Origin of the sequence: Streptacidiphilus neutrinimicus (genome assembly GCF_000787815.1) — a bacterium.
GTDB lineage: Bacteria > Actinomycetota > Actinomycetes > Streptomycetales > Streptomycetaceae > Streptacidiphilus > Streptacidiphilus neutrinimicus.
In genome coordinates this window covers 12,149-24,628 of sequence record NZ_BBPO01000081.1, presented here as the reverse complement: position 1 = coordinate 24,628, position 12,480 = coordinate 12,149, and the positions used below count along the sequence as shown (strand labels likewise).

Here is a 12,480-nt window from a genome sequence, read left to right as displayed (position 1 = left end):
AACCACCACCACACCCGCCACGTAGCCCCAGCCGTGCCCCAGCCGCCCCCGGGCGGCCGCGCCGACGCAGTTCAGGCTCCGGACCAGGACCTCATCCGACCGCTCCCGGTGCCCAGGTCAGCGGCAGCGCTCGACTGCCGGAGGCCGCGTCACACGACGATCCTGGGCCGTCATCGCGGATCGACACCCACCGGGCCGACTTCGACGAAGACGTGGAACCCATCATCACCGAGGTAAGCGATCGCGTCCGCGACGAGGAGGACCACCTCTTCCCGCTGCGGGCGGGAAGCCTGCACCCCCGCGGAGCTCGACGAGCCCAACCGCTAAGGAGCAGACCCCACCCGGCCCTAATCCCGCCGCCCCGAGAACCCACCCCTGAACAAGCTCCCCGCCCCAGGCACCGGGCTGGTCGGCCGGGCCCGCGACCTCCTCGGCGGCCGCCGCGCCGTCGCTCTGTTGGGCCGGTTGCCAGGCTCGGTCAGCGGCGCGGGTGGTGGGGGGCTGCGCGGGGGATCTGGGCGGTGTCGAATTCGCCGTCGGCGATCATCCGGGCCAGGCGGGAGAGCTGGTGATGGTGGGCGCGGGCGTAGCCGCGGAAGGCGGCGAACGCCTCGTCCGTGGTGACGTGCCAGCGTTCGGCGAGGATGCCCTTGACCTGTTCCAGGACGATCCGGCTGGTGAGCGCGTACTGCAGCTGGCCGCGCTCGGTCTCGCTGTGGGCCAGGGTGCGCTGCTGCAGGATGGCGATGGTGGCCACGTCCGCCAGTGCCTGGGCCAGGGCGGTGTCCGCGTCGCTGAGGGCATGGTCGGTGGTCTGGAAGAGGCCGAGGGCGCCGATGACCTTCCCGCGCAGCCGCATCGGGATCGCGTTGGTGGACAGGAAGCCGGAGTGCCGGGCGGCCGGGGTGAACTGCGGCCACGCCTGTGCGGCACTCGGCCGGTCGAGGTTGATGTTGGTGCGCGGCTCGCCGCTGCGGTAGCACTCCACGCAGGGGCCCTGGTCGTGCTGCAGCGCGAAAAGCTCCAGCAGCCTGGTGTCCTCGTCCGAGGCGGCCAGCACCTGCAGCACGTCGTGCTCGTCGGCCAGGAGCACCCCGCATGCGGCGACGTCCAGCAGTCCCACACAGCGCTCGGACAGCTGCTGGAGGAAGTCGATCAGGTCGAAGTCATCGATCAGGGAGTCGGCGACCTCCACGAAGACCTTGGTGATCTCCTGTTCGCGTGCCATGGCGATCAGTCCTTGTCTGAGACGGGCGACGGGGAGCCGTTGCCGTTGAGGTCCAGGCGCAGCCGCCGCGCGACCACGTCCCGGGAGACGTCGGTGAGGGGGCGGCCGCTGGAGTAGGCGTGCGCGCGCAGCCGCAGCAGGGCCTGGGGCAGGGGCACGCCGAGCTGGACGCTGACCATGCCGGTGGCCTGGTGCACGACCGCGTGCAAGAGCGTGTCCGCGGTATCGGCCGGGACGGTTCCGTCCATGCCCGGGACGACGCTGCCCAGTGCGCGCCCGGTCAAGGCGTGCGCCAGCACCTGCGCGTCACCGACCTGCCCGTCGGTCAGCGGCCCCGTGGTCCGGCGCACCACGGCCAGCACGCCGACGCGGATCGCTCCGATCCCCATCGGGAAGCAGAACACCGCTCGGGCCGCCAGCCCCACAGACTCGATGCTGAGCGCCGGCCAGCGCCCCCGGCCGACGCGGGCCAGGTCTGGCACCAGCACCATCGCGCCGGTGCGCACCGCATCGGGACCCGGGCCTTCCCCGAGGGTGAACTGCAGGTCCTCGAACCGGCCGGCCGCCTCGTCGGTGCACCACATCAGCTCCGCCCGCTCGCCCCCGGTCGCCAGGGACACGGTCAACCCGTCCACCCCCAGGAGCTCAGCGGCCCGTGCGGCGACCTCCGCCGCGGAGTCGAACCCGTCGTCGAGCTGGAGCAGCCGTAGAACCTCGGCCATGCCGTCACTGATCACCAGGCGTCCCGTTCCCGGACGACCGCCCGGGGCGACATTCGCAGGGCTGCCCGCTGGAGGGATGATCCCCGGGTGAAACGGGACGCCGACCGCGCTAGTGCGAGACCAGCGCGCAGGCGCAGGCCGTGCGGGGCGTTCAGGCCGGTGGAGCTGACGGAGGTGACCTGAGCCAGGTCGGCGGCGTCGGTTTGGAGGTCGGTGATGGGTTTGTCGAAGGCGCGGACGTCCTTGGTATAGAAGTCGCCGACCAGCGCTCCGTCTGCGTCTTCCGCAGTGGAGCGGGGCTGGAACCCCGGCTGGCCGTTCATCACGCCGCCTGTGGGCTGGACGGGCCCCGGCTGCAGAGCGACTGCGCAGCCGCGCTCGCGGGTGACCGCGACCGCTGCCTCAGGGCGGTCCTCGGCCAACTCCAGGTAGGTGTCGACGGCGTTGAGAGCCTGGTCGACGGAGCACGGCACGGTCCCGTGTCCACGCGGCAGTGCGGCCGGCGCGTTCAGCTCGTCCCTGTTCACAGCACCACCTCCGGCCTCGCGGGGTCGTCAGAGCAGGCACGGTTCGTCGAGCGTGCTTCTCCCAGCGTCGCCCTCAGCCCGAGGGGTGTCAACAATTGCATGAAACTGGTTTCGTGTTTGCCGTGACACGTGGACCGGGAGACCCTTGGAGGATGGAGCCGGACCCCACCCCGAAGGCTGCGCAATGGACGTTCCTGACCAACCATGCCCGGGTACTGGTCCAGATCGCCCGCGATCCCGGGATCCGGGTACGGGACATCGCCTCGCACTGCCTGCTGACCGAACGGGCGGTGCTGCGCATCATCGCTGACCTGGAAGAGGCCGGCTACCTCTCCCACACCCGGGCGGGGCGCCGCAGCCGCTACCGGCTCGTGCCCGGAAAGAAGCTGCGTCATCCCGCCGACGCCGGCCCCACCGTCGCCGAACTCCTCGCCGCGCTCACCACAGGCCCCGCCCCCGAACCCCTCGACCTGTAGAGGACCACCATCCCGCCGGGTCCGGTCCTGGTTCCAGCCGATGGCGAGCAGCGGCGTGCGCTGCGCGGATACGCCGCCGCGGGGCCACGGCAGATGGTCAGCGGTGCCGCCTGCACCCTCGGAACCGACTCGGCCGGTGCGCTGCTGTGGTGGGTTCGGGCCGCCGATCTTCCCACGGAGAGGACACCGGCCCAGGCGTGCCCCACGGGGGAGGGCGCTGCCGGGGCCGGCGGATCGCCCGGAGTACACCGGACGGGGCTTTGATGATAGGTCAGCGGACACCGACGAGGAGCACCGCAGACCCTGTGCGTTCACCCGCCGTGACTGCGGCGTCCCGTTCCGCGTCCGCTGCGGCGCGCCGGGAAGGTGCCTCCTCTCCTCCCTGTCGGGGTGCTACGGGCTGTTCAGTGATGCGGGGATGTGGGTCGGGTTGCCGCCGAGGCGCATGTAGAGCTCCATCCAGCGGCGGTCGGTCGCGGTGGCCGGCTTGCCGTCGCAGAACGGCTTGGTTCCGTTGGCGGTGTAGTAGCGCATCATCTCCAGGACGGAGAGGGTGTCGGCGCTGGTGCCCGCGGTGTAGCGGGTCGCCGGATTCTTGCTCTGGTGGACCAGGCAGGTGGGCGACGGTGTGTCCGGTTGGGCGTTCAGCGCCCCTTCGGTCGCGGTGCAGCCGCTCAGTAGCGCTGCCGCGGCCAGAAGGGCGGCGGGGTGGATGAGTTCGCGGGCGGGGATCACGCGTGGCCTCTCCGGGAGTCACAGGGCCGGTGCCAGGCTTCGGATCATCAGGCCGAGGCCGACGATGAGGACCAGGGCGGCGGTCAGGGTGGCGGTGTGGGGTGCGATGCGGCGCAGCACAGCGAAGGCCGGGCGGTCGCGGATTGGGCCAAGTCGGTCCCCCAGGCGTACCAGGAGCAGGCCGACCGCGGTGAGGGTCGCTGCCATTCCCATGCCGTAGGCCACGACGAGGGTCGCGCCGAAAGCGGTGCGGCCCAGAGCGATGGCCCCCAGGAGCACGACCAGGGCGGAGGGGCTGGGGACCAGGCCGCCGGCGATGCCCAGGCCGATCAGGCCGCGGGTGGTGAACGGCTGTGCGGGGGCGGCCGGGGCGTGGGAGTGGTGGTGTCCGAACGGCCCGTGGCGGTGTGGTTCGTGGGGGCGGGCGGCGTCCCCGTGGGTGTGGTGATGGTCCGTGCCGGCGTGGTGATGGTGGGGATCGTGGTGGACGTGGGCGTCGTGGTCTTGCGGGGCGCGGTCGTGCGTGCCGGCGGTCGTGCCGGGGATGGGTTCGGTGGCGCCGACGAGGGCGGCCATGGCTGGCGTGGCGGCCGGCGAGGTGGCGTCGCTTGGGTGTGTGGTGCCTCGGGGGCGGCGCAGGGCGTCGGTGAGGAGTTTGACGCCGACGGCGGCCACGAGCGCGCCGCTGGCGACGCCGAGCCAGTTGAGCACGGTGTCCCCTGCGAGGGAGGAGAAGGTGGTCAGGCACAGTCCGATGACCAGGACTCCCGCGGTGTGGGTGAGGGTCACGGTGGCTCCCACTGTCACCGCGTCGCGGGCGCGGCCTTGCTTGCCGGCGAGGTAGGCGGCCATCACGGTCTTGCCGTGGCCGGGCAGCATGGCGTGTCCGGCCCCGAGGATCAGTGACAGCAGGACGGCGAGCAGTCCGATGCCGATGGTGAGGTGTCTGGTTGCGGCGAGGCCGGTCAGCTGCCTGGAGAGGCCTTCGAGGCCGGCGGTGAGGCCGCCCGCCAACCCGGTGTCGGGGGTGTTGCCGCTGGTCGTTGACGTTCCTTGGCCGGGGATGACGGTGAACTGGGCGCGGGTGTCACCGAGCGGGGTCGAGAGCAGGTCTCGCGGGTAGTGCCGAAGTTCGTCGGAGGGGGAGGACTGCGGGACGGTGGAGTCCTGCAGGTGGGTGCCGACGCCTTGCGCGGTGATCTCGTTCCAGCCCACGCGGGTGCTGTCCGCACCGGTGTCGACGTGGAAGGCCAGCGGGCCGCCCGCCAGGTTGAGCGGGGCCCGCAGGCGGCATTCGAGGCGGCTGGTGCGCAGACCTGCCTGGCCGGGCTGGTAGACGAAGGAAGAGGCAGTGACAGTGAAGGTCATCGGCGCGGGGGCGGTGACGGTGAGCTTCCCGGCCGTCTGCGTGCAGCGGGCACGGGCCCAGGCGGCGCGTTCGGCAGGGCTCTCGGTGCCGTCGTGGTCGGTGTCGACGGCGGGTGTCTGCTGCAGGGTGGGAATCTCCGCGGTGTCGGTGACCGCCAGGACGTCCACGTGGTCGGCGTGCACGACGAACCCGGTGTAGTGGTTGATCGAGAAGTTGCCCAGGGGGTGCGCGTCGGCCTGTGGCGCGGTCACGCCGCAGAGCCACAAGACCGCGCAGGCCAGGACGGCGGCCCGGCGGGCCAGGTGGCGCTGTGCCATCGCGTGCCTCCATAGAAGTAGGCCCGGCCGCCGGTCGCGGCGGGAGCGGGTTCGGCCACCGGTGGTCGCTGGCGTCCCTTGCGTTGACCAGCTGAGGGCGCGTCATGGCGCAGGTCCACGGCCCCGAGACGACCATGCGCGCACCGGCCGCCAAGTTCGTGGCCCGCTCGCCGCGTCGAGGACCTGGTCACCCGCCCGGATGAGCTCCACCACCCGCTCGGACCACGAACCGTCTCAGTAAGGACCTGAGGCGTGCGTCCCTGACGGGCCGGCGGCCCACGCGAGGCGAGGGTTCTCGCCCTGCGGAGTTCTGACAGCCCAGCGCTTCTCGCTCGGCCGGAGTCTTTTCCCGGCACAGCGAACACGATCGGCGCACAGGCGTGGCAGATATGTCCGTATTCGTGCTGGATTAAAAATTGCTTAGAGCCTCCTGTGGACGGACTGTCACATCGCGGATGCGCGCTGGGACGAAGAGTCGCCCCGAGGGCCCCGAGCGCTACCCACGACGTCGCCCTGCCCCCAGACCCCGGGCGTGGCGCTCTCCTCGGAAACGGATGGACCATGCGTCACCTTCGCTTGCCCGGACGAAGCTTCGCGAGAAGGCCCGAACGTGCCCTGGCGGCGCTCGGCGCCGTCGCTCTGGTGTCGGCCGCCTCCATCGCCGGCCTCGCCCCCGGCGTCAGCTCCGCCTCCAGCCACCGCGAGGCCCCGCTGATCGCGGGCGACCCCAAGGCCGACAACACCGACGTCTACGCCTTCACCAGCCCGGACAACCCGGACATGGTCACGCTGGTGTCCAACTGGATCCCGTTCGAGGAGCCGAACGGCGGCCCGAACTTCTACCCGTTCGCGAACGACGCCCACTACAACATCAAGATCGACAGCAGGGGCACCGGCAAGCCGGACATCACCTACACCTGGACCTTCAGCGACCACATCCGCGACGACGCGAACCAGTTCCTCTACAACACCGGCGTCGTGAACAACCTCAACGACCCGACACTGAACTTCCGCCAGACCTACACCCTGACCGCCACCTACGCCGACGGCAGCGTGAAAACCCTGGTAAACGACGCGCCCGCGGCTCCGTCCAACGTCGGCAAGGCGTCCATGCCCAACTACGCCTCCCTGCGTCAGCAGGCCCTGGTGTCCCTGCCGGACGGCGGCCGGACGTTCGCCGGGCAGGCATCGGACCCCTTCTTCCTGGACCTGCGGGTCTTCGACCTGCTCTACGGCGGCAACCTCAAGGAAACCGGGCACAACACCCTGGCCGGCTACAACGTCAACACCATCGTCCTGCAGGTCCCCAAGAAGGACCTGGCCCTGAACGGCAACCCCGGCCGCAACCCGGTCATCGGGGTGTGGTCCACCACCGACCGCCAGGGCGCGCAGGTGTCCAGCAGCCAGAGCAAGGGCGGCGAAGGAGCCGCCGCGGCCGCTGCGGGCTGGCATCAGGTCTCGCGCCTTGGCAACCCGCTGGTCAACGAGGTCGTCGTTCCGCTGAAGTACAAGGACGCCTTCAACGCCCTGCCCCCGGACCAGGACCACACCGTCACGCCGGTGGTCGACAAGGTCAAGTTCCCGATCGTCCCCAACCTGATCCAGAGCATCTACGGCATCCCGGCCCCGGCAGGCCCCCGCAACGACCTGGTGGAGATCTTCCTGACCGGGATCTGCAAGGCGTGCGGCCCCATTCAGGCGGACCTCAACTCCCAGATGCTCAACGCCGACGCGAGCAAGAGCGCGTTCACCCCGGCCGAGGAGCTGCGCCTGAACATGGCCGTGCCGCCGTCCGCCAACCCCAACCGCCTCGGCGTACTGGGTGCGGACCTGGCCGGATACCCCAACGGGCGCCGCCTCAACGACGACGTCGTCGACATCGAACTGCAGGCCCTGGAAGGCGCCGCGCAGACCGGCAAGATCGTTCCCGCGCTGGCCGCCGGTGACGGCGTCAACACCCCCTACCGCCAGCCCAGCGGCACCTTCCCCTACGTGGCGCTGCCCAACACCGCGGCGGTCAACCAGGCCGCGTCCGCGCAGCCCGACGGCGGCATCGGCGCCGGCTTCGGCGGCACCGCCCTGACCGGCGGCCGGTCCCCGATCGTCGCCGCCACCGCACTGGGCGGAGGCGCACTGCTCGCGACCGCCGGAATCCTGGCACTGCGCCGACGGCGCGCCGACCGGGCGTGAAACACTCCGCCCCATCAGGCCGGCAGCCCTCCACCGAGGAGGGCCGCCGGCCGCGGCACGTTCGCATGGGGGATATCCGCCGCCTGCGTCCCGCCCGCCCCGTGCGCCTGGCCGGCGCACTCGCCATCGCCGTCGGCACCGCCATGGCCGCCACCGGCGCCCTGATCCTCGTCACCCCACCCGCCAGCCGCTCGGTCGCGCCCGCGGATGTGGGCACCCTCCCGCAGACCTCGACCACTCAAGGCTCTCCGCCGCCGAACAGCGCAGCCATCGCCCCCGCGCCCGTCCGGATCCGAATCCCCGGCATCCATCTGGACAGCGCTCTGGTCGACCTCCAGGTCCAACCGGACGGCCACCTCGCCGCCCCTGCCGAACCGGACCAGGTCGGCTGGTGGAGCGACGGTCCCCACCCCGGAGACCCCGGCGCGGCGATCATCGTCGGCCACATCGACTCCCGCACCGGCCCGGCCGCGTTCTACCACCTGTCCGCGCTGCGCCCCGGCGACAGCGTGACCATCGACCGCGCCGACCACACCCGCATCGCCTTCATCGTCCAGGCCCTGCGCCAATACGCCAAGAGCGCACTCCCCGACCAGGACGTCTACACCCCGGCCGGACCACCGGCGCTGCGCCTGATCACCTGCGGCGGCCCCTACGACCACCGGGCGCACCAGTACCTGGACAACCTCGTCGTCTACGCCGCACTGGCCGCCCCGGCGCACGCGCGGCACTTCCTCTTCCACGACCGCGTCTGACCCCACCCTCTGGAGCGGGAATTGACATCGCATCACCGCCCACGCCCCCTGCACCGCAACATGCTGGCCGCCGCCGTGACGACCGCGTTGGGCGTGGGACTGTTCCTCGTGGGCGGACTCGCCCTCGCCCCCTGGCAGGTATCCCCCGGCGGCCAGGCATCGCCGTCGCTCGACCAAGCCGGCGCAGCCCCCGGCGGCGACCCGCTGTCCGCGGCCATCACCACGCTCCAAGCCCAGCTGCGGCAGACACCCCAGGACCCGCAGGCGCTCGCCACCCTCGGCCTCGAATACGTCCAACAGGCCAAGAACACGGCCGACCCCAGCTACTACCCCAAGGCCGAGGCCGTCCTGGAACGCTCCCTCGCACTGCAGAAGACCGACAACTTCACCGCTCAGGGCGGCATGGCCGCCCTCGAGAACGCCCGCCACCACTTCACCGCCGCGCTCGGCTGGGCCCGCCAAGCCGTCGCCGTCAACCCGTACAACTCCACCCTGTACGGCACCCTCGCCGACGCCTTCACCCAGCTCGGCCGCTACGACCAAGCTGCCGACGCCGTCCAGCGCATGGTCGACCTCAAACCAGGCGCCCCCTCCCTCGCACGCGCCTCCTACGTCGCAGAGCTACGCGGCGACATCGCCACCGCCCGCCACGACATGCAACGCGCCCTCCAGGATTCGGCCAGCCCCACCGACGAGGCCTTCGCCTACTACTACCTCGGCCAACTGGCCTTCAACAACGGCGACCCCAAAGCCGCACTCGCCCAAGCCCGGCAGGGCCTCGCCGTCGCCCCCACCTACACCCCGCTGCTGCAGGCCAAAGCCCAGGCCGAGGCCGCCCTGGGCCAGACCGACGCCGCGATCGCCGACCTCACGCAAGCCACCGCACGCGTCCCACAACCCGAATACGTGCTTGAACTCGGCGAGCTCGACCAATCACTGGGCCGGACCGCGCAGGCCACCGAGCAGTACCAGCTCTTCCGCGCCGAACAACAGCTCTTCACCGACAACGGCGTCACCCCCGACTCCGACGCCGCCCTCTTCGAAGCCGACCACGGCAACCCACAAACGGCCCTGGCCATCGCACGCGCCGGCATCAGAACCCGCCCCTTCCTCGAAACCCACGACGCCCTCGCCTGGGCCCTCCACCTCAACAACCTCGACCACCAGGCCCTGGCCGAATCCGACCAAGCCCTCGCCCAGGGCACCCGCAACGCCCTCTTCCACTACCACCGCGCACTCATCCAGCTGGCACTCGGCGACACCACCAGCGCCCGCGCCGAACTGACCACCACCCTCGCCATCAACCCCCACTTCAACCCCCTCGACGCCCCCCGGGCACACAGCCTGCTCAGCGACCCACACCCAAAGAGCCGGTAGAGAGCCGACAGGCGCTCGCCCCACCGGCCGCGCACCGGCGCACCCCTGTGGCGACAAGAACCTCCCACCCGCCCCACCCGCGGGAGCCACCGCATGCTTCTGCACGACCACTGAACGTGACACCGCCGCCTATTGCACATATATTGCAACTAATGTGACTGTGCGTCCAGGTTGTGCCGCGCCTCTCCCTGCCCGTCAAGGAAGCAGAGCCCCATGACGACCTCCGCCCCCACCGCCTCCGCAGTGTCCTCACGCTCACGCCTGTCCCGCGTGCGGCTCTCTATGACCCGCCAGGAATGGATCCGCGCGGGCGGTATGACCGTGTTCATCCTCGCGCTCCACGTCATCGGCTGGTTCACCCTGGTTGCGGTCGTCGCCCCGCAGCACCTGGGCCTGGGCACCAAGACCTTCGGGATCGGCATCGGCGTCACCGCCTACACCCTCGGGATGCGCCACGCCTTCGACGCCGACCACATCTCCGCGATCGACAACACCACCCGCAAACTCATGAGCGACGGCCAGCGCCCGCTGTCGGTCGGATTCTGGTTCTCCCTCGGCCACTCAAGCGTCGTGTTCGCCCTGACGCTCCTGCTCAGCCTCGGCGTCAAGGCCCTGGCCGACCCGGTCAGGGACGACAACTCCGCCCTGCACCACTACACCTCGCTGATCGGCACGGGTGTCTCGGGCGCCTTCCTCTACATCATCGCGGCCGTCAACCTCGTCATCCTGAACGGCATCCTCAAGGTCTTCCGCCGGATGCGAGACGGCGCGTTCGACGAGGCCGCCCTCGAAGACCAGCTCAACAACCGCGGTCTGATGAACCGCGTCTTCGGCACGCTCATGAAGTCCATCACCAAGCCCGGGCAGATGTACCCGGTCGGCGTCCTGTTCGGCCTCGGCTTCGACACCGCCACCGAAGTCGCCCTTCTGGTCCTGGCCGGATCCGGTGCGGCCTCCGGCCTGCCCTGGTACGCCATCCTCTGCCTGCCGGTCCTCTTCGCCGCCGGAATGTCCCTGCTCGACACCATCGACGGATCCTTCATGAACTTCGCCTACGGCTGGGCCTTCTCCAAGCCCGTCCGCAAGGTCTACTACAACCTCACCATCACCGGCCTGTCCGTCGCCGTCGCCCTGATCATCGGCACCGTAGAACTGCTGTCCATCCTGCAGGCACAGTTCAACCTGACCGGCCCCTTCTGGGCCGCCGTCACCGGCTTGGACCTCAACACCATCGGCTTCATGATCGTCGCACTGTTCATCGCCACCTGGGTGTTCGCCCTCCTGTACTGGCGCCTGGCCCGCATCGAGGACAAGTGGACCACCCACCTCCAGCCCACCGAGCAGGCAGCCGACTGAGCCGGAGGCGCCAAGGGGCGACGCGCACCCGATGACCGGCGCGACCAGACCGCGCCTGCGCTCCCCTGCCCGGTGGACCCGTCGTGCGTCCGGCCGGGCCCAGGGTCGTTCATCGGGCATGACCACTGCACAACCGCTTCCGCCCACGCCTTTGCGCGGCGTCGCCGGGGCCGGGCGAAACGCCGGCACTCCACCAGGTGGAGACGGCGTGGGCGGCACACTGCTGGACGGCGCAGGGGCGGCCGGCCGACCGCCTCCGAGGACCAGTTCGCTCTTCCACGCCCTGGCCGCAGCGCACGCCCACCAACCCACCGCGCCGGCGCGGTCCGCACACCCGCAGCACCGCCCCACAAGCCCCCGGTGTGTCCTGGCGCAACGACCAACCGCAAGCCGCCGCGCGCTCTACAGTGGCGCATCCCCCGGGCAGAAGGGATCGGAGCGGCTCATGGTGTTCAGCATCGCCCGTGATGCGCACGCGGTCGTCATCGTCACCGTGCACGGCCCCCTGGCCGTGGACGACCGGCCCGTGCTGTGCCGCGCCGTCGACGACCACCTGCGCCACCGCGCCGCCAGGGTCGTGGTCGACTTCGGTGAGGGCGAGCTGGGGCCGGTGGAGGTCAGCACCGCCTTGCGGATCGACCGGATGTGCCGCGGCCGCCAGACCGCCTGCGCACTGGTGACCGGCGACCGGAACCGGCTGCGCCAGGCCCTGGCCGACACCGCCGCCGACGGCCCCGCTCCCGCGATCGCCACCAGCCTCGCCCTCGCGCGGGTGAGCATGTGACCGGCTTCCGCCAGAGCGCGGTTCCCGCGAGTTCCGGGGCTGTCCGGGCGCACTCCGCCCCGCGCGGGTAGCCCGCCGCGCAGGCCGGGAACGGATGCCCGCCGAGCCGCCCACTGAAAGGGCCCGGCCACCAGAGGCAAGGGAGCACAGCGCAATGGCACACGACGGGAACGTCGTCGAGGAGCTGAAGGCCGACCACCGCGAGGTCGAGGAGATGTTCAACCAGATCAACGCGCTGCCGCCGGGCGACCCCCAGCGCCGCCGGATCGCGGACGACTTCACCATCGAACTGGTCCGGCACTCGGTCGCCGAGGAGATGTACCTCTACCCAGCGGTCCGCGAGCGCGTCACCGGCGGGGCGGCGATGGCCGACAAGGAGCTCGACGACCACGCCACGGTCGAGGAACTCCTGAAGGAACTGGAGGGCATGGACGCGGACCACTCCGACTTCGACACACTGGTGGCCCGCGTGATCAGCGAGGTCGCCGCCCACGTCGCCGACGAGGAAGGCCGCCTGTTCCCGGCCCTGGCCGCCGCCTGCACCCCGGCCGAACTGGACGAACTCGGCGAGAAGATCCGCTCCGCCAAGGCCAAGGCACCCACCCGCCCCCACCCGGCCGCCCCCGCACCCCCCCCTGAACAAA

Annotated in this window: 12 protein-coding genes; 7 read left to right on the top strand and 5 right to left on the bottom strand. The window is 71.0% G+C overall.

Annotated elements, in window-relative coordinates:
* Nucleotides 1-478: 478 nt before the first annotated feature.
* Genes TR48_RS32705 through TR48_RS32695 form a run of 3 tightly spaced genes read right to left on the bottom strand, consistent with a single transcriptional unit; the run spans nucleotide 479 to nucleotide 2,477 of the window.
* On the bottom strand, nucleotides 479-1,228 hold the full coding sequence (locus TR48_RS32705; protein WP_042374027.1) for a GAF and ANTAR domain-containing protein: 750 nt from the start codon (nucleotides 1,226-1,228) through the stop codon (nucleotides 479-481).
* A gap of 5 nt (nucleotides 1,229-1,233) precedes the next feature.
* Complete coding sequence (locus tag TR48_RS32700; RefSeq protein ID WP_152628309.1) at nucleotides 1,234-1,950, bottom strand: ANTAR domain-containing protein; 717 nt, start codon at nucleotides 1,948-1,950, stop codon at nucleotides 1,234-1,236.
* An 11-nt stretch (nucleotides 1,951-1,961) separates the two neighbouring features.
* Nucleotides 1,962-2,477: a hypothetical protein gene (locus TR48_RS32695; protein ID WP_042374025.1), complete on the bottom strand. Its 516-nt coding sequence runs from the start codon at nucleotides 2,475-2,477 to the stop codon at nucleotides 1,962-1,964.
* A 152-nt stretch (nucleotides 2,478-2,629) separates the two neighbouring features.
* Here TR48_RS32695 and TR48_RS32690 point away from each other — a divergent pair, with 152 nt between their 5' ends.
* Entirely contained in the window at nucleotides 2,630-2,953 is a 324-nt protein-coding gene (locus tag TR48_RS32690; RefSeq protein WP_042374024.1) for a helix-turn-helix transcriptional regulator, read from the top strand.
* A 393-nt stretch (nucleotides 2,954-3,346) separates the two neighbouring features.
* On the opposite strand, the gene TR48_RS32685 is transcribed toward TR48_RS32690, so the two are convergent.
* Complete coding sequence (locus TR48_RS32685) at nucleotides 3,347-3,688, bottom strand: hypothetical protein (protein WP_052443243.1); 342 nt, start codon at nucleotides 3,686-3,688, stop codon at nucleotides 3,347-3,349.
* Nucleotides 3,689-3,706: 18 nt separating this feature from the next.
* The gene (locus TR48_RS32680; protein ID WP_152628308.1) at nucleotides 3,707-5,374 is read right to left on the bottom strand and encodes a HoxN/HupN/NixA family nickel/cobalt transporter; all 1,668 of its coding nucleotides are present in this window, start codon (nucleotides 5,372-5,374) and stop codon (nucleotides 3,707-3,709) included.
* Between the two features lie 561 nt (nucleotides 5,375-5,935).
* On the opposite strand from TR48_RS32680, the gene TR48_RS32675 reads away from it, so the two are divergent.
* The 6 genes from TR48_RS32675 to TR48_RS32650 all read left to right on the top strand — a co-directional run.
* Nucleotides 5,936-7,564 carry a DUF4331 domain-containing protein gene (locus TR48_RS32675; RefSeq protein ID WP_042374023.1) on the top strand — a complete coding sequence of 543 codons (1,629 nt, stop codon included), beginning with the start codon at nucleotides 5,936-5,938 and terminating at the stop codon, nucleotides 7,562-7,564.
* Between the two features lie 65 nt (nucleotides 7,565-7,629).
* Complete coding sequence (locus TR48_RS32670; protein WP_084729945.1) at nucleotides 7,630-8,319, top strand: class F sortase; 690 nt, start codon at nucleotides 7,630-7,632, stop codon at nucleotides 8,317-8,319.
* Nucleotides 8,320-8,340: 21 nt separating this feature from the next.
* A complete protein-coding gene (locus tag TR48_RS32665) occupies nucleotides 8,341-9,696 on the top strand; it encodes a tetratricopeptide repeat protein (RefSeq protein ID WP_236652432.1) in 1,356 nt (451 codons plus the stop codon).
* A 282-nt stretch (nucleotides 9,697-9,978) separates the two neighbouring features.
* A complete protein-coding gene (nicT, locus tag TR48_RS32660) occupies nucleotides 9,979-11,052 on the top strand; it encodes a Nickel transporter NicT (protein ID WP_042374036.1) in 1,074 nt (357 codons plus the stop codon).
* Nucleotides 11,053-11,497: 445 nt separating this feature from the next.
* Nucleotides 11,498-11,836: a hypothetical protein gene (locus TR48_RS32655; protein ID WP_042374020.1), complete on the top strand. Its 339-nt coding sequence runs from the start codon at nucleotides 11,498-11,500 to the stop codon at nucleotides 11,834-11,836.
* A gap of 154 nt (nucleotides 11,837-11,990) precedes the next feature.
* On the top strand, nucleotides 11,991-12,480 hold a 490-nt coding region (locus TR48_RS32650; protein ID WP_052443242.1), incomplete at its 3' end, for a hemerythrin domain-containing protein.

What these genes read in the sequence shown, in the direction of transcription:
- TR48_RS32705 (WP_042374027.1), bottom strand. Translation starts at nt 1,228, where the DNA reads ATGGCACGCGAACAGGAGATCACCAAGGTCTTCGTGGAGGTCGCCGAC.
- TR48_RS32670 (WP_084729945.1), top strand. Translation starts at nt 7,630, where the DNA reads ATGGGGGATATCCGCCGCCTGCGTCCCGCCCGCCCCGTGCGCCTGGCC.
- nicT (WP_042374036.1), top strand. Translation starts at nt 9,979, where the DNA reads ATGACCCGCCAGGAATGGATCCGCGCGGGCGGTATGACCGTGTTCATC.
- TR48_RS32690 (WP_042374024.1), top strand. Translation starts at nt 2,630, where the DNA reads ATGGAGCCGGACCCCACCCCGAAGGCTGCGCAATGGACGTTCCTGACC.
- TR48_RS32675 (WP_042374023.1), top strand. Translation starts at nt 5,936, where the DNA reads ATGCGTCACCTTCGCTTGCCCGGACGAAGCTTCGCGAGAAGGCCCGAA.
- TR48_RS32680 (WP_152628308.1), bottom strand. Translation starts at nt 5,374, where the DNA reads ATGGCACAGCGCCACCTGGCCCGCCGGGCCGCCGTCCTGGCCTGCGCG.
- TR48_RS32655 (WP_042374020.1), top strand. Translation starts at nt 11,498, where the DNA reads ATGGTGTTCAGCATCGCCCGTGATGCGCACGCGGTCGTCATCGTCACC.
- TR48_RS32700 (WP_152628309.1), bottom strand. Translation starts at nt 1,950, where the DNA reads ATGGCCGAGGTTCTACGGCTGCTCCAGCTCGACGACGGGTTCGACTCC.